Source organism: Pseudomonas sp. HN8-3 (assembly GCF_020790195.1).
Classification (GTDB): Bacteria; Pseudomonadota; Gammaproteobacteria; order Pseudomonadales; family Pseudomonadaceae; genus Aquipseudomonas; species Aquipseudomonas synxantha_A.
In genome coordinates, this window is the sequence record NZ_CP086206.1 from 4514187 (window position 1) to 4535176 (window position 20990).

General features: G+C 54.8%; 17 protein-coding genes, 6 tRNA genes and 3 rRNA genes. 7 read left to right on the forward strand and 19 right to left on the reverse strand.

The window, feature by feature from the left end:
* Window positions 1–137: 137 nt before the first annotated feature.
* The 6 genes from flgE to LJX92_RS20045 form a co-directional block, all read right to left on the reverse strand.
* Window positions 138–1454, reverse strand: a complete 1317-nt coding sequence (gene flgE / locus LJX92_RS20020; protein WP_032879842.1) for a flagellar hook protein FlgE — start codon at window positions 1452–1454, stop codon at window positions 138–140.
* Between the two features lie 31 nt (window positions 1455–1485).
* Window positions 1486–2205, reverse strand: coding sequence for a flagellar hook assembly protein FlgD (flgD, locus tag LJX92_RS20025; protein ID WP_032879841.1), 720 nt, complete (start codon window positions 2203–2205; stop codon window positions 1486–1488).
* A 16-nt stretch (window positions 2206–2221) separates the two neighbouring features.
* Complete coding sequence (flgC, locus tag LJX92_RS20030; protein WP_005790586.1) at window positions 2222–2665, reverse strand: flagellar basal body rod protein FlgC; 444 nt, start codon at window positions 2663–2665, stop codon at window positions 2222–2224.
* A 3-nt stretch (window positions 2666–2668) separates the two neighbouring features.
* A complete protein-coding gene (gene flgB / locus LJX92_RS20035) occupies window positions 2669–3076 on the reverse strand; it encodes a flagellar basal body rod protein FlgB (RefSeq protein ID WP_194438983.1) in 408 nt (135 codons plus the stop codon).
* A gap of 308 nt (window positions 3077–3384) precedes the next feature.
* A complete protein-coding gene (gene cheR / locus LJX92_RS20040; protein WP_005790588.1) occupies window positions 3385–4212 on the reverse strand; it encodes a protein-glutamate O-methyltransferase CheR in 828 nt (275 codons plus the stop codon).
* A gap of 42 nt (window positions 4213–4254) precedes the next feature.
* Window positions 4255–5187, reverse strand: coding sequence for a chemotaxis protein CheV (locus tag LJX92_RS20045; protein ID WP_005790590.1), 933 nt, complete (start codon window positions 5185–5187; stop codon window positions 4255–4257).
* A 74-nt stretch (window positions 5188–5261) separates the two neighbouring features.
* Between LJX92_RS20045 and flgA the strand changes: the two genes are divergently transcribed.
* The 4 genes from flgA (at window position 5262) to LJX92_RS20065 (ending at window position 7849) form a co-directional block, all read left to right on the forward strand.
* Window positions 5262–6017: a flagellar basal body P-ring formation chaperone FlgA gene (gene flgA / locus LJX92_RS20050; protein ID WP_032879840.1), complete on the forward strand. Its 756-nt coding sequence runs from the start codon at window positions 5262–5264 to the stop codon at window positions 6015–6017.
* 143 nt (window positions 6018–6160) lie between these two features.
* On the forward strand, window positions 6161–6484 hold the full coding sequence (flgM, locus tag LJX92_RS20055; RefSeq protein WP_032879838.1) for a flagellar biosynthesis anti-sigma factor FlgM: 324 nt from the start codon (window positions 6161–6163) through the stop codon (window positions 6482–6484).
* A gap of 48 nt (window positions 6485–6532) precedes the next feature.
* On the forward strand, window positions 6533–7003 hold the full coding sequence (locus tag LJX92_RS20060; protein WP_005790595.1) for a flagella synthesis protein FlgN: 471 nt from the start codon (window positions 6533–6535) through the stop codon (window positions 7001–7003).
* Between the two features lie 96 nt (window positions 7004–7099).
* Window positions 7100–7849: a flagellar brake protein gene (locus LJX92_RS20065; protein ID WP_005790597.1), complete on the forward strand. Its 750-nt coding sequence runs from the start codon at window positions 7100–7102 to the stop codon at window positions 7847–7849.
* A 57-nt stretch (window positions 7850–7906) separates the two neighbouring features.
* Here LJX92_RS20065 and LJX92_RS20070 read toward each other — a convergent pair whose 3' ends face one another.
* From LJX92_RS20070 to LJX92_RS20100, 7 genes are all read right to left on the reverse strand, one after another.
* Complete coding sequence (locus tag LJX92_RS20070) at window positions 7907–9286, reverse strand: MFS transporter (RefSeq protein WP_005790600.1); 1380 nt, start codon at window positions 9284–9286, stop codon at window positions 7907–7909.
* 317 nt (window positions 9287–9603) lie between these two features.
* A 5S ribosomal RNA gene (rrf, locus tag LJX92_RS20075) occupies window positions 9604–9719 on the reverse strand.
* 158 nt (window positions 9720–9877) lie between these two features.
* Window positions 9878–12769, reverse strand: a 23S ribosomal RNA gene (locus LJX92_RS20080).
* Window positions 12770–13016: 247 nt separating this feature from the next.
* Window positions 13017–13092 (reverse strand) — tRNA-Ala (locus LJX92_RS20085).
* Between the two features lie 30 nt (window positions 13093–13122).
* A tRNA-Ile gene (locus LJX92_RS20090) sits at window positions 13123–13199 on the reverse strand.
* Window positions 13200–13281: 82 nt separating this feature from the next.
* Window positions 13282–14818 (reverse strand): 16S ribosomal RNA (locus LJX92_RS20095).
* Together the 16S, 23S and 5S rRNA genes with 2 tRNA genes alongside form the textbook arrangement of a ribosomal RNA operon.
* A 593-nt stretch (window positions 14819–15411) precedes the next feature.
* Window positions 15412–15488, reverse strand: a tRNA-Arg gene (locus LJX92_RS20100).
* Between the two features lie 323 nt (window positions 15489–15811).
* On the opposite strand from LJX92_RS20100, the gene LJX92_RS20105 reads away from it, so the two are divergent.
* The 3 genes from LJX92_RS20105 to LJX92_RS20115 all read left to right on the forward strand — a co-directional run bounded on the left by LJX92_RS20105 (window position 15812) and on the right by LJX92_RS20115 (window position 16932).
* Window positions 15812–16039 (forward strand): hypothetical protein, encoded by a 228-nt coding sequence (locus LJX92_RS20105; RefSeq protein ID WP_078822109.1) that lies wholly within the window; start codon window positions 15812–15814, stop codon window positions 16037–16039.
* A 50-nt stretch (window positions 16040–16089) separates the two neighbouring features.
* Window positions 16090–16230, forward strand: a complete 141-nt coding sequence (locus LJX92_RS20110; protein ID WP_416309147.1) for a PA3371 family protein — start codon at window positions 16090–16092, stop codon at window positions 16228–16230.
* A 375-nt stretch (window positions 16231–16605) separates the two neighbouring features.
* Window positions 16606–16932, forward strand: coding sequence for an Arc family DNA-binding protein (locus LJX92_RS20115; RefSeq protein ID WP_003193592.1), 327 nt, complete (start codon window positions 16606–16608; stop codon window positions 16930–16932).
* 100 nt (window positions 16933–17032) lie between these two features.
* Here LJX92_RS20115 and mgtE read toward each other — a convergent pair whose 3' ends face one another.
* From mgtE to LJX92_RS20145, 6 genes are all read right to left on the reverse strand, one after another.
* On the reverse strand, window positions 17033–18475 hold the full coding sequence (gene mgtE / locus LJX92_RS20120) for a magnesium transporter (protein WP_005790606.1): 1443 nt from the start codon (window positions 18473–18475) through the stop codon (window positions 17033–17035).
* 349 nt (window positions 18476–18824) lie between these two features.
* Window positions 18825–18901: transfer RNA gene (locus tag LJX92_RS20125), tRNA-Arg, on the reverse strand.
* Window positions 18902–18973: 72 nt separating this feature from the next.
* A tRNA-Arg gene (locus tag LJX92_RS20130) sits at window positions 18974–19050 on the reverse strand.
* Window positions 19051–19158: 108 nt separating this feature from the next.
* Window positions 19159–19249: transfer RNA gene (locus tag LJX92_RS20135), tRNA-Ser, on the reverse strand.
* A gap of 62 nt (window positions 19250–19311) precedes the next feature.
* Window positions 19312–19500: a carbon storage regulator CsrA gene (gene csrA, locus LJX92_RS20140; RefSeq protein ID WP_003175645.1), complete on the reverse strand. Its 189-nt coding sequence runs from the start codon at window positions 19498–19500 to the stop codon at window positions 19312–19314.
* A 175-nt stretch (window positions 19501–19675) separates the two neighbouring features.
* Entirely contained in the window at window positions 19676–20917 is a 1242-nt protein-coding gene (locus tag LJX92_RS20145) for an aspartate kinase (protein ID WP_005790609.1), read from the reverse strand.
* Between the last annotated feature and the right edge of the window lie 73 nt (window positions 20918–20990).

A 20990-nucleotide genomic window follows, 5' to 3' on the forward strand; every position in this document is an offset into this window, starting at 1 on the left:
ACTGGATTGGCAGCGTGAAGCAGATGCAAATGTGGGAGGGGGCTTGCCCCCGATAGGGTGGTGTCAGTCAATGGATACTTGGCTGATACACCGCTATCGGGGGCAAGCCCCCTCCCACATTTTGAAGCACTAACCTATCAGGTCATCTGGATGATGGTCTGCATGATGGTGCTTTGGGTGGAGATGGTCTTGGCGTTCGCCTGGTAGTTGCTCTGGGCCTTGATCAGGTCAACCAGCTCGTTGGTCAGGTTGACGTTGGAGTTCTCCAGGGAGGTGGCCTTGATCGACCCCAGAGTGCCAGATTCCGGTGCGTCGAAGCCCGGCTGACCCGACGCGAAGGTCTCTTTCCAGGTCGTACCGCCGGCGGGCTGCAGGCCCTGCTCATTGTTGAAGCTGGCCAGAGAAATCTGGCCGATGGCCTTGCTCTGCTGGTTACTGAAGGTGGCGAAGAGCACACCGCTGCCATCGATCTTCAAGCCGGTGATCTGGCCGGTGGCGTAACCATCTGTGACCGGCGGGTTACGGTAGCTGGCCGAGTTGTACTGGGTGACGGTGCCCATGTTGATGGCGATGCCGTCCTTGTTCGCCGTCGCATCGTTAGCCTTCCATACGCCATCGGTCACCGTGCCAGGTACCCAATCCTTGATGGTCAAGGTGTTACCGGCAACACCGCCGGTCACGATGCTCTTGAGGTTACCAGCACCATCGAAGCTCAACGTCGACGGCACAGGCGCCTTCACGTCAGCACCGGTACCGGTAGGCGCCGAACCATCAGGATTGCGGCCATCGATCAAGGTGTAGGCCTGCCACTGGTTGGCATCGGTTTTCACCAGGTACTGCACCATCGGGTGCGCGTTGCCCTGGGAGTCGTACAAGGTGGTGCTGTATTGCGTGGTGAAGGTTTCGGATTTGGTTGGATCAAACGGGTTCTTGGACTGATCGATCACCGGCGACGAGGAGTTCAGGTTGCTGGAAGAGTCCACCTTGGTAGACGCCTTCGGGGGCAGGTTGGCCAGGTTCAGCTGCAGGTCGACCAGGCCACCCTTGGTGATCTTGCCATTCTCGTCCGCGGCATAGCCTTGCAGGCGCGAGGTGCCGGTATTGTTGGTGATATAGCCGTCTTTGTCCGCGCGGAAGGCACCGCTACGGGTGTATTCCAGCGAGCCGTCGCTGCCCTTCTGCACGAAGAAGCCACCGCCCTGGATCGCCATGTCGAGGATGCCACCGCTACCATTGACATCGCCTTGGGTGAACTGCTGGGACACTGCCGCCAGGTTCACACCGTTGCCGATACTGTTCTGGCCGGTGCCCAACTTGGAAGCCGCGTAGATATCGGCGAATTCCGCACGGGATGACTTGAAGCCAGTGGTCGCGACGTTGGCGATGTTGTTGCCGGTCACGTCCAGTTGTTTGTTGGCCGCATAGAGGCCGCTAAGGCCGATATTAAAAGACATGTTTCTCTCCCTCTGCCGTATTTAGCCGGCTCTATGTACCGATAGTCTGAATTTGCGACAGCTTGACGCTGCCCATGCCGCCTGCAAGGTTGAGCAGCATTTCGCCGCCGGTCTTGCTCAAGGTCACGCTGGTGACCGTGGCCGGTAGCGAGGTGGCCAGGGCCACCGCGTCACCTTTGTCGTTCTTGGTGGAGGCATTGAAGGTGTAGGTGCCGGCTGGGGCGACCTCGCCCTTGTCATTCTTGCCGTCCCAAATAAAGCTCTGGCTGCCGGCACTCTGCGCGCCCATATCCACGGTGCGCACGACGTTGCCGTCCTTGTCGGTGATTTTGACGGAAACGTTACCCGCCGCCGATGGCACCTCTACCGAACCGTTCATGCTCTTGCTGGTATCAACCATGGCTTTGTCGGTCTGGATAATGATCGACCGCCCCACCAGCGATGAAGCCTGCAGCGCTTGCGAAGAGCTGAAGTTGCTGGAGATGTTATTCACCGAGTCGTTCAGGGTGTTGATGCCTTCCAGGCTGCTGAACTGGGCAAGTTGGGCCACGAACGCGCCGTTGTCCTGGGGCGACAGCGGGTTCTGGTTTTTCAGCTGGGTTACCAGCAACTGCAGGAATGCGTCCTTGCCCAGCGACTGGTTGCCAGTGGCCGCTTTGGAAACATTCGAGACATTGTTCGAAGCGTCCTTGACCTTGGAATTGAACAGGTCCTGGACTGCCGTGTTGTTTGACGTATCAACGATGGCCATTATTTGGCGCCCCTTATTACTGACCCAGGGTCAGGACCTTCTGCATCATGGCTTTGGCGGTGTTCATCATTTCCGCATTGGTCTGGAACGAACGACTGGCGGAGATCATGTCAGCCATTTCCTCGACCACGTTGACGTTGGGGTAGTAGACGTAACCCTTTTCGTTCGCGGCCGGATGGTTGGGCTCGTAACGGGCCTCCAGGTTGCTCTGGTCTTCGACCACACCCAGCACCTGCACGCCGGAGCCGGCTGCGTCCTGGTTCTGGAACAACGAATCGCTGCCACCGGCCTGGCCACCCTGGAACATGGTGGCAAACACCGGGTGACGGGCACGGTAAGTCTGGTCAATGCTCGAAGAGACGGTCTCGGCGTTGGCGATGTTACTGGCGACGGTGTTCAAACGCGTGGTCTGCGCGCTCATGCCACTGCCGGCAATATTGAAAACACTGGACAGGGACATGGCTTATTCTCCACGCAGGGCTGACATCAGCCCTTTGAATTTGCTGTTGAGCAGGGTAAAGCTGGCCTGGAAGTTCACCGAGTTCTCGGCGTAGTTCGATTGCTCCAACTGCGCGTCGACGGTGTTCTGGTCGATCGACGGCTGCATCGGCGTGCGATACAGCAACGACTCGTCACCCTTGCTCAGGCCTTGCGCTTCGATATGACGGCTGTTGGTCATGTTCAAGGCGAAGGTGCCGCTCTTGGTCTTGTCTTGCTGTGCGGCGAGCACGGCAGAGAAGTCCAGGTCCCGAGCCTTGTAGTTCGGGGTATCGGCGTTGGCAATGTTATTGGCCAGGACTTCGGCACGCTGGGCGCGAAAGCCCAGGGCTTGTTCATGGATACCGAGCGCTTTATCGAAGCTGATGCTCATGGCGGAAACCTTTAGGCTGACCTGCTGTTCGTTAGCAGGGTTATAGCAAGGTGCGTGCCAGTCTTGCGGAGGCCCGTATATCAAGGGTTTCGAGGGTAGGTGCCGGCGACTATGCCAGAAAAGCGGCAACGGGTTTCCGCGTGGCGCCAGTAAAGCGGCAATGGGGAGTTGCCGCTTTCTTCAACGTTGCCGCAGAAACAAATGTGGGAGGGGGCTTGCTCCCGATAGCGGTGTATCAGTGATAAAGACATCAACTGAACCACCGCTATCGGGAGCAAGCCCCCTCCCACACTTTAACTGCGTGCGACTTACTTGGCCTGGTAGATGATCCCCGGGCTGCACTGCACCATCTGGTAATGGTCCGGCAGGCCATTCAACGCTTCGGAAGCACCGAGGAACAGGTAACCGCCGCGCTTGAGCGTGCCGTGGATACGCAACAGGATGTCTTTCTTCACTTCGGCCGAGAAATAGATCAGCACGTTGCGGCAGAACACCATGTCGAACTTGCCCAGGCTGGCGTAGCTGTCGAGCAGGTTGAACGAGCGGAACTCCACGCGATTCTTGATCGGTGCCTTGATCGCCCAGCGCCCGGCGCCTTTGGGGTCGAAGTAACGCTGCAGGCGCTCCTGGGATAAACCGCGGCCCAGGGCCAGGCTGTCGTACTCACCGGTCTTGCAGTTGGTGAGCATGGTGCCGGACAAGTCGGTAGCAACAATTTGCGCGCCGGCTTTCAACTGGCCCATGTTGGTTCGCTCGAACTCGTCGATGGACATCGAGATCGAGTACGGCTCCTGCCCCGAGGAACAAGCCGCCGACCAGATACGCAGGCGCTGGCCAGGACTGGCCTTGATGGCTTCCGGCAACACTTTGTTCTTGAGCACTTCAAAGGGGTAGGTATCTCGAAACCACAGGGTTTCGTTGGTGGTCATGGCATCGACCACCATTTCCTTGAGCCCGCTGCGCGGCTGCCCCTGGATCCGCTGGACCAACTCACCCAGGGACTTGATGCCCTGCTGTTCCATCAGTTTGTTGAGACGGCTGGATACCAGGTACTGCTTGTTTTCACCGAGCAATATGCCACAGGCTTTTTCCAGGAAGACCCGGAACTGTTCGAAATCCAAATTACCCGTAGACAATGATACCGCCTCTTAAATCGTGTGATCGCCGGGGGAAATCCCCTAGCCGTGATCTGCTGCCTTGATCCGGTCGACTACCCGGGATGCGAGGTCATCAGGACGGAATTTGGCCAGAAAGTCATCAGCACCAACCTTCTTGACCATTGCCTGATTGAATACCCCCGACAACGAAGTATGCAGGATGATATGCAGTTTTTGCATGCGTGGATCGTTGCGTATCTCGGCCGTGAGCGTGTAGCCGTCCATTTCCGGCATCTCGATGTCGGAGATCATCATCAGGAATTCTTCTTCGGGCTTCTTGCCTTCGTCCACCAGCTTGCGCAGGTAATCCAAGGCCTGACGACCATCATTGAGGGCCACCACGTCTACACCAACGGTCTGCAGGCAGCGTGTGACCTGCTTGCGCGCCACTGAGGAGTCGTCCACGGTCAATACGCGCAGAGACACCGCCTTGTGTGCAGTCTCGGCATCCACCACACCCACAGAGATGGTTTCCGAGGTGGGCGCCACTTCGGCGAGGATTTTCTCCACGTCGATGATTTCGACCAACTGGTTATCGACCCGTGTCACCGCCGTCAGGTAGTGATCGCGCCCAGTGCCCTTGGGCGGCGGGTGGATCTCTTCCCAGTTCATATTGACGATACGCTCCACCGAGCGCACCAGGAAACCCTGGGTCTTGGTGTTGTACTCGGTGATGATCACAAAGGGGTTCTGGCGGTCTTGCAAACCCGCCGAGCCCGTGGCCATCGCCAGGTCAAGAATGGGAATAGTTGCACCACGGATGTTGGCTACGCCACACACCACTGGGCTGGACTTGGGCATGATCGTCAGCTTGGGGCATTGCAGCACTTCCCGCACTTTGAATACGTTGATGCCGTACAACTGCTTGCCATCCAGGCGAAAAAGCAACAACTCCAGGCGATTCTGCCCTACCAGCTGTGTGCGCTGGTTTACTGAATCCATTACACCTGCCATGCCCTGACTCCTAAATCCTGGGGGTACGACGCGCACCCAACACTAAACGGCACGAGCTTTGCTATTTATTAAACATGGATATTAAAACGACAGTTTCCCGACGCCCTAGCCACCGCAGGCTGTTCAGCACCGTGATGGCGCTGCTTGCCTTGAGCATTGGCGCTACCGCACGCGCCGACAATGTCACCCTGCCTGATCTCCTTATCGGCGTCACCCAGGGTTTTCTTGAATTCACTGTAGAAGATTATCTGGCGACCACGCAGACCCCGGGACGTTATGAAATTCAGGTCAGCCAGTTGGACCCGCGCTTGCGCATGCCGATGTGCGACAAGGAATTGACAGCCACGCTGGAAAGCCCTGCCCAGCCCATCGGACGCGTAACGGTAAAAGTTCGCTGTGAAGGCGCCTCGCCCTGGACGGTATTCGTGCCGGCTCAGGTCAAGCTGTTCCGCGATGTGGTAGTAGTCGCGCGGCCGTTGAAACGCACCGGCATCATCGGCTACGAGGATGTGGCCCTGCGCGAGCGCGATATCAGCCTGATCAACCAGGGCTACCTGACCTCAGTGGACCAGGCTATCGGGCAGAGACTCACCCGACCAATGGTCACCGATCAAGTCATCACACTGGTTCATCTGGAACAGGCCGAAGTGATTCGCAAGGGTGACCAGGTGGTGATTTCTGCCAGCAGTGGCGGGCTGAACGTAAGGATGCCAGGGGAGGCACTGTCCAACGGCGGCATGAGCGAACAGATTCGCGTCAAGAACCTCAACTCCAATCGCGTGATCAAGGCGCGGGTCACGGCGCCAGGTCAGGTCGAAGTTGCTTTATAGATCACTGGAATCACAGCCCGGCTTTTCCTACACTGTGTATTGGATGTCGAGCGGTACAGGTTTATTGTCAATCGAGCCTAAAGTTTGCCCGGGTATGGCCGAAAACATGGCAAGCGTCCAAATACCCAGAGGTTTTTTTCACCATGGTCATTGATTTCAGTCGTTTGAATAGCACCCAGGCTTTGCCGGGCAATACGCGCACCAACGGTGCCAAGGACAGCGTAGAAGCCAAGTCCCAGCCCCTGCCCGCCAAGGCAGAGCAGGCCAGCGCCAGCCAGAGCGGGGAATCGGTACACCTGAGCAATGAGGCTCAACAGTTGCAGAAGGTCACTGACTCGCTGCGTGATCAGCCGGTTGTCAATAAAGCTCGCGTGGCTGAGTTGAAACAGGCCATCGCCGACGGCAGCTATAAAGTCGACAGCAGCCGTGTAGCCAGTAAGCTGCTTAACTTCGAAGCCGAGCGCTAGGCAAAAGCCTGCGCAGGGCTTTTGGACGCTTAAAACCCAAGGCCAGCCATGCACCACGACGAACATCTGCTTCAACTGATCATTGATGATCTGGCGCCCACGCACCAGTTGCTTGAGCTGCTCAAGGAAGAATCCCTGGCCCTGTACGGCCGGGACATGCCCTTGCTCGAAGAAATCCTGGCGCGCAAGCAGTCGCTGATTGTGTTGCTCGAACAACACGGCAAGAAGCGCAGCCAGATACTCATCAGCCTGGGCCTGCCTGCCGATCACGAAGGCCTGGCACAACTGGCCAGCCATTCCTCGGTCGGTGATCAATTACTGGCGCAAAGCAAAGAACTCAATCAATTGCTTGCCCAGTGCCAGGAAGCCAACCTGCTCAACGGCCAATCAATCCAGCTTCAGCAAGCCACGACCGCCAATCAGTTGCGCATACTGCACGGTGGTGAGCCTCCGGCCCTGTACAACGCCCAAGGCTCCACCTCTCGCCTGGTCAAGCCAAGTACCCGCAGCCAAGCCTGACACCGGTTTACAGCGCGACCTATCCAAGGAGCGCTACATACTGGCAAAATGCCGGTTCTTGCGTGTAGTCGTACTTTGTCTGGAGATGGAAGAACCGTGTTCAACGCCCCTAATGCGGAAGATGCACCGCAGCCACCGAAGGTGCTCACTACGCCTCTGGAAGTCGCCAGCACATTACGGATGCTGCAAGAAAGCCATGATCCGCTGATCATCACTTTCCACGAACGCAGCCAGCGCTTTCAAAGCTATTTGGTGGATATTGATCGGGACAGCAAAACGCTGGCCCTGGATGAAATGATCCCCCGAGACGGTGAGCGCTACCTCGAGAACGGCGAACCCTTTCGTATCGAAGGCTTCCATGAAGGTGTACGGGTTGCCTGGGAAAGCAATGGCACGCTGAACATCAGCGAAAAAGACGGCCACCGTATCTATAGCGGCAGCATGCCTGATGAAGTGGTTTACCATCAGCGGCGCAATGCATTTCGCGCCGCGCTGAAACTTGCGCAATTGGTGAATATCGAACTGGGCGGCGAGAAGCTCAAGGCACCGATCAGCGGCAAACTTCTGGACATTTCCGCCACCGGCTGCAAATTGCGCTTTGAGGGCGATATCTCCGAGCGCCTGCAGTTGGGCCAGGTCTATGACCGCTTTATCGCCGCCCTGCCCTTTGGCAGCATGACCACCTCCGTCGAACTGCGCTACCTGCACTTCGAAGACAAGATCAACACGACCTTTGCTGGCGTGCGCTTTCACAACATGAGTGGTTTGGTGCAGCGCCAGGTGGAGCGTTTTGTCTACCAGCTGCAGCGTGAGGCTCGGCGCTTCGACAAGGACGATGATCTTTAAGGTTTGGACGCTGAAATAAAAAACGGGCAGTTCCTGATAGGAACTGCCCGTTTTCATTCAGGGGCGTGCCCTGCTCAAGTCATGGGGATGTTCATCCGGGTCCACCGGCTCCTGCGGCTCTTCATTGGCTGGCTCATCAGTTACCGGGTCTGGCTCGGGTTCCGGGTCAGGGACAGTGACCTGCATCTGCTCCTGTACCACTTGCTCATCCACCCGTGGGTCTAGCGCTGCTACCAGCGGTGAACTGGACATGCTGTCAGGCATCGCCACGTGATGCAGCGGGGCGTCGTCGACCTGGTGCAGGTTGGTCACTGCTTTGGGGCGGATGCGCCATACCAGGATCAACGCACACAAACTGAAAAACGCGTAGAGCATCTGGCTGCCGAACAACTTCATCACTACGCCCGCCAGCAGTGGGCCGATACTGGCGCCTATGCCGTAGGTCACCAACAACATGGCCGTCAGCGAAACCCGACGATCACCTTCTACATGATCGTTGGAAAAAGCCACTGCCAATGGGTAAAGGCAGAACTGCACCAGCGAACAGAAGAAGCCTGCCACAAACAGCACTTCCAGCGGTACTTGAGTCATGATCGCCAGCGGCAACGCTGTTACGGCCAGGCACAACGCAAAGCAGCGAATCAACAGCGCGCGGTCATAGCGGTCCGATAGCCATCCCAGCGGCCACTGAACGACCAAGCCGGCAAAAATGCAGCTCCCCATGAACAAGCCGACTTGCTCAGTCGTCAGCCCCTGCTGAGACGCGTAGAGCGGCGCCAAACCGTAGAACGACCCAACGATCAAGCCCGCGCCCAGCACCGTACTAAGAGACTGTGGCACACGCTTTATAAAAAAACGGGGCTCCATCGGGGCCGGGTGCAGGGGCGCGGGGTGAATGCGTCGGGTCATGGCCACAGGCACCAGGCACAACGCAAAACACAGCGCGACCAACATCAGCAGTTCAAGCCCAAGGTGAGGATGCATAACCAGGATCAACTGCCCCAGTACCAACCCGAGGTAGGACGCGATCATGTAGCCGCTGAACACTACGCCACGCTGCTTGGCATCCGCCTGTTCATTGAGCCAGCTTTCGATAACCATGTACTGGCACATCATCCCCAGGCCGACGATTATCCGCAGCACGATCCAGGCAGGTAGCCAATCAATCAAGCCATGACCCAGCACTGCCGCGCCGACGATTCCGGCGCAAGTCGCGTAGGCACGAATATGTCCAACGCGGGCAATCAGGCGATGCCCGATCTTGCCGCCCAGTACCAAGCCAAAATAGTTGGCGGCCATCAGCGCACCGACCCACAAACTGTCGACATTGTCTGCCGCCAGGCGCAAGGCCAGGTAAGTACTGAGCAGGCCGGAGCCAATCAGCATCATCAAAGAGGCGAAATAAAGGGCTCGAAAAGATTTCCAGATCTGGCGCATCGGCGTTCCGAGCGGCTCCTTGCGGTAAGGGATTGGGCTATCGGCATGATAGTCCGGGTGGTCGGGTCCGGACAGGCGGTGCGGCCTGTTTCCGGGGATTATTTTGCATAAGAGCTCAGACGTTGCACCTGTGTCTGTAGGTACACAACGATAGAGATAAATACATGACGCCCCTGCTGTGAACCCTGAAGCGCTGCAAGGTTCGACTGATCTTTGAGGCTTTGCAAAAAGCTGTGGGTATTGAATAGCTCGGTACTTTTCGACCGCCCAAAACAAAACCCCTGTCTGCGTTAGCAAACAGGGGTTCTGGAATTTAATCTTGACGATGACCTACTCTCACATGGGGAAACCCCACACTACCATCGGCGATGCATCGTTTCACTGCTGAGTTCGGGATGGGATCAGGTGGTTCCAATGCTCTATGGTCGTCAAGAAATTCGGGTACTGAGTCGCGACCAGTTGGTCTCGCTTCAGCAAATTGGGTATGTGATAGTTTTCGGTGTTTTGTGAGCGTCGAACTTTCGGTTCATCTTCGTCTTCACACACCGCAATCTGATGCTCGTTAGAGTAGTCAAATTGCTTGGGTGTTATATGGTCAAGCCTCACGGGCAATTAGTATTGGTTAGCTCAACGCCTCACAGCGCTTACACACCCAACCTATCAACGTCGTAGTCTTCGACGGCCCTTCAGGGAACTCAAGGTTCCAGTGAGATCTCATCTTGAGGCTAGTTTCCCGCTTAGATGCTTTCAGCGGTTATCTATTCCGAACATAGCTACCCGGCAATGCCACTGGCGTGACAACCGGAACACCAGAGGTTCGTCCACTCCGGTCCTCTCGTACTAGGAGCAGCCCCTCTCAAATCTCAAACGTCCACGGCAGATAGGGACCGAACTGTCTCACGACGTTCTAAACCCAGCTCGCGTACCACTTTAAATGGCGAACAGCCATACCCTTGGGACCGGCTTCAGCCCCAGGATGTGATGAGCCGACATCGAGGTGCCAAACACCGCCGTCGATATGAACTCTTGGGCGGTATCAGCCTGTTATCCCCGGAGTACCTTTTATCCGTTGAGCGATGGCCCTTCCATACAGAACCACCGGATCACTAAGACCTACTTTCGTACCTGCTCGACGTGTCTGTCTCGCAGTCAAGCGCGCTTTTGCCTTTATACTCTACGACCGATTTCCGACCGGTCTGAGCGCACCTTCGTACTCCTCCGTTACTCTTTAGGAGGAGACCGCCCCAGTCAAACTACCCACCATACACTGTCCTCGATCCGGATAACGGACCTGAGTTAGAACCTCAAAGTTGCCAGGGTGGTATTTCAAGGTTGGCTCCACGCAGACTGGCGTCCACGCTTCAAAGCCTCCCACCTATCCTACACAAGCAAATTCAAAGTCCAGTGCAAAGCTATAGTAAAGGTTCACGGGGTCTTTCCGTCTAGCCGCGGATACACTGCATCTTCACAGCGATTTCAATTTCACTGAGTCTCGGGTGGAGACAGCGCCGCCATCGTTACGCCATTCGTGCAGGTCGGAACTTACCCGACAAGGAATTTCGCTACCTTAGGACCGTTATAGTTACGGCCGCCGTTTACCGGGGCTTCGATCAAGAGCTTCGCGTTAGCTAACCCCATCAATTAACCTTCCGGCACCGGGCAGGCGTCACACCCTATACGTCCACTTTCGTGTTTGCAGAGTGCTGTGTTTTTAATAAACAGTCGCAGCGGCCTGGTATCTTCGACCGGCATGAGCTTACGGAGCAAGTCCTTCACCCTCACCGGCGCACCTTCTCCCGAAGTTACGGTGCCATTTTGCCTAGTTCCTTCACCCGAGTTCTCTCAAGCGCCTTGGTATTCTCTACCCAACCACCTGTGTCGGTTTGGGGTACGGTTCCTGGTTACCTGAAGCTTAGAAGCTTTTCTTGGAAGCATGGCATCAACCACTTCGTTAACTAAAAGTTAACTCGTCATCAGCTCTCGGCCTTAGAATCCCGGATTTACCTAAGATTCCAGCCTACCACCTTAAACTTGGACAACCAACGCCAAGCTGGCCTAGCCTTCTCCGTCCCTCCATCGCAATAACCAGAAGTACAGGAATATTAACCTGTTTTCCATCGACTACGCTTTTCAGCCTCGCCTTAGGGACCGACTAACCCTGCGTCGATTAACGTTGCGCAGGAAACCTTGGTCTTTCGGCGTGGGTGTTTTTCACACCCATTGTCGTTACTCATGTCAGCATTCGCACTTCTGATACCTCCAGCAAGCTTCTCAACTCACCTTCACAGGCTTACAGAACGCTCCTCTACCGCATCACTTACGTGATACCCGTAGCTTCGGTGTATGGTTTGAGCCCCGTTACATCTTCCGCGCAGGCCGACTCGACTAGTGAGCTATTACGCTTTCTTTAAAGGGTGGCTGCTTCTAAGCCAACCTCCTAGCTGTCTAAGCCTTCCCACATCGTTTCCCACTTAACCATAACTTTGGGACCTTAGCTGACGGTCTGGGTTGTTTCCCTTTTCACGACGGACGTTAGCACCCGCCGTGTGTCTCCCATGCTCGGCACTTGTAGGTATTCGGAGTTTGCATCGGTTTGGTAAGTCGGGATGACCCCCTAGCCGAAACAGTGCTCTACCCCCTACAGTGATACATGAGGCGCTACCTAAATAGCTTTCGAGGAGAACCAGCTATCTCCGAGCTTGATTAGCCTTTCACTCCGATCCACAGGTCATCCGCTAACTTTTCAACGGTAGTCGGTTCGGTCCTCCAGTTAGTGTTACCCAACCTTCAACCTGCCCATGGATAGATCGCCCGGTTTCGGGTCTATTCCCAGCGACTAGACGCCCTATTAAGACTCGCTTTCGCTACGCCTCCCCTATTCGGTTAAGCTCGCCACTGAAAATAAGTCGCTGACCCATTATACAAAAGGTACGCAGTCACCCAACAAAGTGGGCTCCCACTGCTTGTACGCATACGGTTTCAGGATCTATTTCACTCCCCTCTCCGGGGTTCTTTTCGCCTTTCCCTCACGGTACTAGTTCACTATCGGTCAGTCAGTAGTATTTAGCCTTGGAGGATGGTCCCCCCATATTCAGACAAAGTTTCTCGTGCTCCGTCCTACTCGATTTCATGACTAAGAGATTTTCGCGTACAGGGCTATCACCCACTATGGCCGCACTTTCCAGAGCGTTCCGCTAATCTCAAAGCCACTTAAGGGCTAGTCCCCGTTCGCTCGCCACTACTAAGGGAATCTCGGTTGATTTCTTTTCCTCAGGGTACTTAGATGTTTCAGTTCCCCTGGTTCGCCTCTTGCACCTATGTATTCAGTACAAGATAACCATCTTATGATGGCTGGGTTCCCCCATTCAGACATCTCCGGATCAAAGTCTGTTTGCCGACTCCCCGAAGCTTTTCGCAGGCTACCACGTCTTTCATCGCCTCTGACTGCCAAGGCATCCACCGTATGCGCTTCTTCACTTGATCATATAACCCCAAGCAATCTGGTTATACTGTGAAGACAACATTCGCCGAAAATTCGAATTTCTCGATTATGAGAACTCACAAATTTTACCTTAGCCTGATCCGTTACCAGTGAAAGTAACGTTCAGTCTATCTTTCTATCACATACCCAAATTTTTAAAGAACGAACTAGTCAAAGACTAGAAATCAACATTCACCATCACAACGATGGAATGCTCATTTCTAAGCTTTATACAAACAGAAGCAGTAGTGGTGGAGCCAAACGGGATCGAACCGTTGACCTCCTGCGTGCAAGGCAGGCGCTCTCCCAGCTGAGCTATGGCCCCGTATTTCTACAGGCGTTTCCCACACAAAATTGGTGGGTCTGGGCAGATTCGAACTGCCGACCTCACCCTTATCAGGGGTGCGCTCTAACCAACTGAGCTACAGACCCAATTTCGGGCTGCTTCTTTTCGTCTTCTTCAATGAATCAAGCAATTCGTGTGGGAACTTATGGAGCAGCTGATGTCGTCGATTAAGGAGGTGATCCAGCCGCAGGTTCCCCTACGGCTACCTTGTTACGACTTCACCCCAGTCATGAATCACACCGTGGTAACCGTCCTCCCGAAGGTTAGACTAGCTACTTCTGGTGCAACCCACTCCCATGGTGTGACGGGCGGTGTGTACAAGGCCCGGGAACGTATTCACCGCGACATTCTGATTCGCGATTACTAGCGATTCCGACTTCACGCAGTCGAGTTGCAGACTGCGATCCGGACTACGATCGGTTTTATGGGATTAGCTCCACCTCGCGGCTTGGCAACCCTCTGTACCGACCATTGTAGCACGTGTGTAGCCCAGGCCGTAAGGGCCATGATGACTTGACGTCATCCCCACCTTCCTCCGGTTTGTCACCGGCAGTCTCCTTAGAGTGCCCACCATGACGTGCTGGTAACTAAGGACAAGGGTTGCGCTCGTTACGGGACTTAACCCAACATCTCACGACACGAGCTGACGACAGCCATGCAGCACCTGTCTCAATGTTCCCGAAGGCACCAATCCATCTCTGGAAAGTTCATTGGATGTCAAGGCCTGGTAAGGTTCTTCGCGTTGCTTCGAATTAAACCACATGCTCCACCGCTTGTGCGGGCCCCCGTCAATTCATTTGAGTTTTAACCTTGCGGCCGTACTCCCCAGGCGGTCAACTTAATGCGTTAGCTGCGCCACTAAAAGCTCAAGGCTTCCAACGGCTAGTTGACATCGTTTACGGCGTGGACTACCAGGGTATCTAATCCTGTTTGCTCCCCACGCTTTCGCACCTCAGTGTCAGTATTAGTCCAGGTGGTCGCCTTCGCCACTGGTGTTCCTTCCTATATCTACGCATTTCACCGCTACACAGGAAATTCCACCACCCTCTACCATACTCTAGTCAGTCAGTTTTGAATGCAGTTCCCAGGTTGAGCCCGGGGATTTCACATCCAACTTAACAAACCACCTACGCGCGCTTTACGCCCAGTAATTCCGATTAACGCTTGCACCCTCTGTATTACCGCGGCTGCTGGCACAGAGTTAGCCGGTGCTTATTCTGTCGGTAACGTCAAAATTGCAGAGTATTAATCTACAACCCTTCCTCCCAACTTAAAGTGCTTTACAATCCGAAGACCTTCTTCACACACGCGGCATGGCTGGATCAGGCTTTCGCCCATTGTCCAATATTCCCCACTGCTGCCTCCCGTAGGAGTCTGGACCGTGTCTCAGTTCCAGTGTGACTGATCATCCTCTCAGACCAGTTACGGATCGTCGCCTTGGTGAGCCATTACCCCACCAACTAGCTAATCCGACCTAGGCTCATCTGATAGCGCAAGGCCCGAAGGTCCCCTGCTTTCTCCCGTAGGACGTATGCGGTATTAGCGTCCGTTTCCGAACGTTATCCCCCACTACCAGGCAGATTCCTAGGCATTACTCACCCGTCCGCCGCTCTCAAGAGAAGCAAGCTTCTCTCTACCGCTCGACTTGCATGTGTTAGGCCTGCCGCCAGCGTTCAATCTGAGCCATGATCAAACTCTTCAGTTCAAACATCTTTGGGTTTTTAAGAAACCCTAAACTTGGCTCAGCAATCGTTGGTTACATCTTTGATTTCTCGCGGAGTAACTTGTGATGCTGATAATCTTGTTGACTATCAGTCTGACTCCACAAGCACCCACACGAATTGCTTGATTCAGTTGTTAAAGAGCGGTTGGTTAAGACCTTTCGTCTCAACCGAGGCGCGCATTCTACAGCAGCCTCATTTGCTGTCAAGTGATTATTTTCAGAAGCTTTCGAAGATTTCTTCAACAACTTCAACCACTTGCGCTTAAGATCTCTCCGAAGCGGGAGGCGAATTCTACAGGGATTTGCATGTGCGTCAACCCCATTAAATCAAAAAACTCAAAACTCCCATTTGACCTGCCGTGCACCAGGCCTGGAGCCTCTGTGAATCTCTATATATAGAGAAGGGAGCCAGCGCATTGCCCGCACTGGATCCTCCTGACGCAAAAAACAACCTGCAACAAATGCCAGGCTATCAACAGATAGCAGGATTCAGATCGAAGGAAATGCAGCAGAGAGAAAAGCGGATGTCTTGTAGATAGCACTAAACGCCATGGCAGGCGTTCAGTCTATAAAGATGGTGTCCCAGGGCCGGTTCGAACGGCCAACCTTCCCCTTAGGAGGGGGATGCTCTATCCAATTGAGCTACTGGGACAAATGACAAGCGCGTCGCGGATGAGACCAGCGACAGACGGCGTGCATATTAACGGTCGAGGTAGTTTTTGTCATGTCGTCCTTAGGCATTTTGCTTGTAGGGCGATCCTTGCACATATCTTTATAGCTTCACCCAGTAAACACGGGGACTTGCAGTGATCGTGCAAATTGCATCACCTCAAAATGCCATCATTGCAAACTGCAACCCGAAACCACCACATAGGCAAATCAACTAATTGATTTTAAAGGGAAAATAGTTTGGCACGGCATCTGCAATGTTCTTTGCATAAACCAAGCGAACCAAGCACCGCGGAGAACATGACCATGAATAGCATCCTACTATTAGCTCTCAATGCCGTAGCCCTGGCCGCACTGGTGATATTTCATTTCCAGCCAGTCAATACTCAAGATGCCGCACTGGCCAGCCAAGCAGTTCCCCATCATCTGCAACAACGCCCCCAGCTGGCGGTAGTCACTGCTACCGAGCAGTCACCCGTTCTCCTGACCCAAGAAACACAAGCAGCACCTACATCCGAGCACTGGGTTTTCTGAGATAACTATCAATGTCCAAACCTGCCTGGCTTTTTCTATGCTTGACCCTCATGGCAGGCTTTCTGGCCCTCGCTACTGACTCCTCTGGAGTTCAAGCCACCGCCTTCATCGTCAGCGCCGTGTTTGGTAGCCTATTGATATTGGCCCTCATCGCCGGTCGCCGAATCAAGTTCGATCCATTGCTGCGCTAACCCCCTCCCCCCCTACCTTATGTCGAATCACCCTAGCAAATCGGCAAACTGCCACTAGGCTTAAGACTGAGGGCAAAAGGCCATATTGCGCTGCGCCCTTCAACCCAGATGCGCCGTAGCCCTGCGCGTTGATGGACTAGCACTGCATCAGCGCCGAAGTTTTCAAACCAGTCCGCAAAAATGCAATTCAGTACTGGCACAAAGCCTTTAGGCGGTTCAATATTTGTCACAGAATTGACGCCAATGAAATGGCAAATCTGAGGCATGATGCGGCCTCTTTGCAATTCGGGTTGAACTTTGGTCGTGAGCCTTGTCTTAACACTCATCTTGCGGCCAATTCCAGAAACCGCTCCCCTGAACTAACCGGTTAAATATATGCGCCCATTGAAACAGGCAATTTATTCCAGCCGTACGGCTGACAAATTCGTCGTACGTCTGCCAGACGGAATGCGGGAACGCATTGCCGAGGTGGCTCGCAATCATCACCGCAGCATGAACTCTGAAATCATCGCACGCCTGGAACAAAGCCTTATTCAGGAAGGTGCCTTGGGTGAAGAGTTGAGCATGCGCCTGGATAGCCCTGAGCTGTCACTGCACGAACGCGAACTGCTGCAGCGTTTTCGTCAGCTCTCCCACCGCCAGCAAAACGCCCTCGTCTCGCTTATCGCTCACGATGTTGAGGCGGCCGCAGAAGCCAATTGATTGACACTGAAAGCCGAAGCCAGCCATGTGCTGGCTTTTTTTTGCCTGAATTTTGGAGACGGGGAGCAAAGCGGGGGCAGACATGCCCCCGCAGAAAGGATCAGAGCAGGAAGATCGTTGCCAGGCCCAGGAAGATGAAGAAGCCACCACTGTCAGTCATGGCAGTAATCATCACGCTGGCTCCCATGGCGGGATCGCGACCAAGGCGCGCGAGCGTCATAGGGATCAATACCCCCATCAAGGCAGCCAGCAGCAGGTTGAGGGTCATGGCGGCCGTCATCACTACACCCAAGGACCAACTGCCATAAAGGAGATAGGCCACCACACCAATCACTCCACCCCACACCAGGCCGTTGATAAGGCCCACAGCCAGCTCCTTGCGCAGTAGGCGTGAAGAGTTGGCCGTACTCACCTGATCCAGCGCCATGGCCCGCACGATCATGGTGATGGTCTGGTTACCGGAGTTACCGCCGATACCCGCCACAATCGGCATCAACGCAGCCAATGCCACCAGCTTTTCGATTGAACCTTCAAACAACCCGATGACACGAGACGCGATAAATGCCGTGATCAGGTTAACCGCCAGCCAGGCCCAGCGGTTATGCAGAGAACGCCAGACTGACGCAAAAATGTCTTCCTCTTCACGCAAACCCGCCATGTTGAGGACTTCGGTTTCACTCTCTTCACGGATCAAGTCAACGATTTCATCGATGGTCAGACGACCGATCAACTTGCCGTTCTTGTCGACTACCGGAGCCGAGATCAAGTCGTAACGCTCAAAGGCCTGGGCCGCGTCGTAGGCATCTTCGTCAGGATGGAAGCTGACGGTATCGCTGGCCATCAGGTCAGCTACTTTCTTCTCTGGATCATTTACCAGCAGGCGCTTGATCGGCAATACGCCTTTGAGAATTCCCTCGTAGTCGACCACGAACAGCTTGTCGGTATGGCCCGGCAGCTCTTTGAGGCGACGCAAGTAACGCAGTACCACTTCCAGACTGACGTCTTCGCGGATGGTGACCATCTCGAAATCCATCAGCGCACCGACCTGGTCCTCGTCATAGGACAGCGCCGATCGCACGCGCTCACGCTGCTGCGTATCGAGCGCCTCCATCAACTCATGGACAACATCCCGGGGCAGCTCAGGTGCCAGGTCGGCCAGTTCGTCCGCATCCATCTCCTTGGCGGCGGCCAGGAGCTCATGATCATCCATGTCGGCGATCAGCGTTTCACGGACCGAGTCAGACACCTCCAGGAGGATGTCACCGTCGCGATCGGCCTTGACCAACTGCCAAAGGGTCAGTCGATCATCCAGCGGCAAAGCTTCGAGGATGTAGGCAACGTCGGCGGAGTGCAGGTCATCGAGCTTGCGTTGTAACTCGACGAGGTTTTGCCGGTGAACCAGGTTTTCAACGCGGTCGTGGTTCGGACCTTCCTGGCGGTGCGTGAGGTCTTCGACCACGCGCTGGCGCTGCAGCAGCTCGATGACTTGAGCCAGACGATCCTGCAGGCTTTCTTGTGTTTTCTTTACTTCTACTTCGGTCATAGGCGAACTCCACTCCCAGCAGCGGGGCACGCCGGAAGGATCAATCAGTCAATTCATGATTGGTAAAACGGGGTACTGAGTCACTACTGGGTAAGTCCATGGAGGTATTCCACAAGCCCCGACGGGGCTGACGGGCGCATGATACACCGCCCGGCCGTTTTAAACGTTAAAAAACTGGAAAGAACAAGCGCTTGCGAGCCAATGTTCAGTATTGGCTGCACCTATAGAAATGCGACGACACGCAGGAGAGGGAAAACACATGGGAAAGATAAAAATACCCACACCAGGATAAAACCTACATAAACCCCAGACGGCAAAAAGCCCGCACTAGGCGGGCTTTTTGTTTGTATGGTGCACTCGACAGGATTCGAACCTGTGACCGCTCGGTTCGTAGCCGAGTACTCTATCCAGCTGAGCTACGAGTGCAGATTGTGTTTTTAGACCAGATCACAACTGGTTGAAGCCGAGCTACCTGCATCGCTGCAACTAACTCTTAAATGGTGCACTCGACAGGATTCGAACCTGTGACCGCTCGGTTCGTAGCCGAGTACTCTATCCAGCTGAGCTACGAGTGCATTTGTTGCCGCGCATTATAGGCCGTTCAATCTCTATGTAAAGCTATTTTTTCGAGTATTTTCAACAACTTACCGAAAAAACCAGATTGCAACGTACTAAGCAAATAATGGCGGAGAACGGGGGATTCGAACCCCCGACACCCTTTTGAGGTGTACTCCCTTAGCAGGGGAGCGCCTTCGGCCACTCGGCCAGCTCTCCGCAACACGGGGCGTATATTAACCACGTTCATCCCCGTTTGCAAACATAAAAAACGATAAAAATTAAAGGCTTGGTTCTTCGTCCTTCTCTTTCTTGATCCGCAGGTAGATTTCCTCGCGGTGAACCGCTACCTCTTTTGGAGCGTTAACCCCAATACGCACTTGATTGCCTTTGACGCCGAGCACGGTCACGGTGATTTCGCCATCACCGATAATCAGGCTTTCTGCGCAACGACGAGTCAGAATCAGCATGCCTTTCTCCTCACGCATTTCAGTTCAGGAACAACAGTCTGCAAAAAAAAGGCATTCGACCTACAACCCAAAAGCCGTAGCCCTACACACCTAAGTATTGTCGAGCCCACGCAAAAGAACATGCGCCCCACAAAAAAATGAAAGGCGCGGTAAACCGCGCCTTCCTGGCAACACATCACTCGCCCTGTCGGGCCGGAGCGTCAAGCTCAAAAGCGGTATGCAGCGCGCGTACAGCCAGTTCCAGGTACTTCTCTTCGAGCACTACCGAGACTTTGATTTCCGAAGTGGAAATCATCTGGATGTTGATACCCTCCTTGGCGAGGGCCCCGAACATACGGCTGGCAACGCCGGCATGGGAACGCATGCCCACCCCTACGATCGATACCTTGGCAATCTTGGTATCGCCGACCACTTCACGGGCGCCAATCTCGCTCGCTGTGTTCTGCAGGATTTTCAATGCCGCATCGTATTCGTTGCGGTGCACGGTGAAGGTGAAATCGGTGGTGTTATCGTGCGAAACGTTCTGCACGATCATGTCGACTTCAACATTCGCATCGCTGACAGGACCCAGAATCTTGAAAGCCACGCCCGGGGTGTCTGGCACGCCACGGATCGTCAGCTTGGCTTCATCGCGGTTGAAAGCGATGCCGGAAATGATCGGCTGTTCCATGGATTCCTCTTCATCAATAGTAATGAGGGTGCCCGGACCCTCCTTGAAGCTGTGCAATACGCGCAGCGGAACGTTGTACTTGCCGGCGAACTCCACCGCGCGAATCTGCAGCACCTTGGAACCAAGGCTGGCCATTTCCAGCATTTCTTCAAAGGTGATCTTGTCCAGGCGCTGGGCCACTGGCACGACGCGCGGGTCAGTGGTGTAGACGCCATCCACGTCGGTATAGATCTGGCATTCGTCAGCCTTGAGCGCTGCCGCCAGTGCCACACCCGTGGTGTCAGAACCGCCACGCCCGAGGGTGGTGATGTTGCCTTGCTCGTCCACACCTTGGAAACCCGCTACAACTACCACGCGCCCAGCCTTCAGATCAGTACGAATTTTCTGATCATCAATCTGCAGGATACGCGCCTTGGTGTGCGCGCTGTCGGTGAGAATGCGCACCTGGCTGCCCGTGTAGGACACCGCCGGCACGCCACGCTTGTTCAGAGCCATGGCCAACAGCGCAATGGTTACCTGCTCGCCCGTGGACACAATCACATCCAGCTCACGTGGCAACGGCTGTTGATCCCCACTGATAGCCTTGGCCAGGTCGATCAGGCGATTGGTCTCGCCGCTCATGGCTGACAGCACCACAACCAGGTCATCGCCGGCATCGCGGAATTTCTTAACCTTGTCGGCGACCTGCTCGATTCTTTCTACAGAGCCGACCGAGGTGCCTCCAAATTTCTGTACGATCAAAGCCATTTCCAAGCCGCCTCAGCCCGTAAAGGGGCGCCTAATATCCAATCCACCCGCACTGAACAAGCCCGTGACTAGA

Coding starts and splice junctions, on each gene's coding strand:
- flgA (WP_032879840.1), top strand. CDS start 5,262: ATGGATATTAAAACGACAGTTTCCCGACGCCCTAGCCACCGCAGGCTG.
- LJX92_RS20070 (WP_005790600.1), bottom strand. CDS start 9,286: ATGCGCCAGATCTGGAAATCTTTTCGAGCCCTTTATTTCGCCTCTTTG.
- flgB (WP_194438983.1), bottom strand. CDS start 3,076: ATGAGCATCAGCTTCGATAAAGCGCTCGGTATCCATGAACAAGCCCTG.
- flgE (WP_032879842.1), bottom strand. CDS start 1,454: ATGTCTTTTAATATCGGCCTTAGCGGCCTCTATGCGGCCAACAAACAA.
- LJX92_RS20105 (WP_078822109.1), top strand. CDS start 15,812: ATGAATAGCATCCTACTATTAGCTCTCAATGCCGTAGCCCTGGCCGCA.
- flgC (WP_005790586.1), bottom strand. CDS start 2,665: ATGTCCCTGTCCAGTGTTTTCAATATTGCCGGCAGTGGCATGAGCGCG.
- LJX92_RS20110 (WP_416309147.1), top strand. CDS start 16,090: ATGGCAGGCTTTCTGGCCCTCGCTACTGACTCCTCTGGAGTTCAAGCC.
- csrA (WP_003175645.1), bottom strand. CDS start 19,500: ATGCTGATTCTGACTCGTCGTTGCGCAGAAAGCCTGATTATCGGTGAT.
- flgD (WP_032879841.1), bottom strand. CDS start 2,205: ATGGCCATCGTTGATACGTCAAACAACACGGCAGTCCAGGACCTGTTC.
- flgM (WP_032879838.1), top strand. CDS start 6,161: ATGGTCATTGATTTCAGTCGTTTGAATAGCACCCAGGCTTTGCCGGGC.
- mgtE (WP_005790606.1), bottom strand. CDS start 18,475: ATGACCGAAGTAGAAGTAAAGAAAACACAAGAAAGCCTGCAGGATCGT.
- LJX92_RS20115 (WP_003193592.1), top strand. CDS start 16,606: ATGCGCCCATTGAAACAGGCAATTTATTCCAGCCGTACGGCTGACAAA.
- LJX92_RS20145 (WP_005790609.1), bottom strand. CDS start 20,917: ATGGCTTTGATCGTACAGAAATTTGGAGGCACCTCGGTCGGCTCTGTA.
- LJX92_RS20045 (WP_005790590.1), bottom strand. CDS start 5,187: ATGGCAGGTGTAATGGATTCAGTAAACCAGCGCACACAGCTGGTAGGG.
- LJX92_RS20060 (WP_005790595.1), top strand. CDS start 6,533: ATGCACCACGACGAACATCTGCTTCAACTGATCATTGATGATCTGGCG.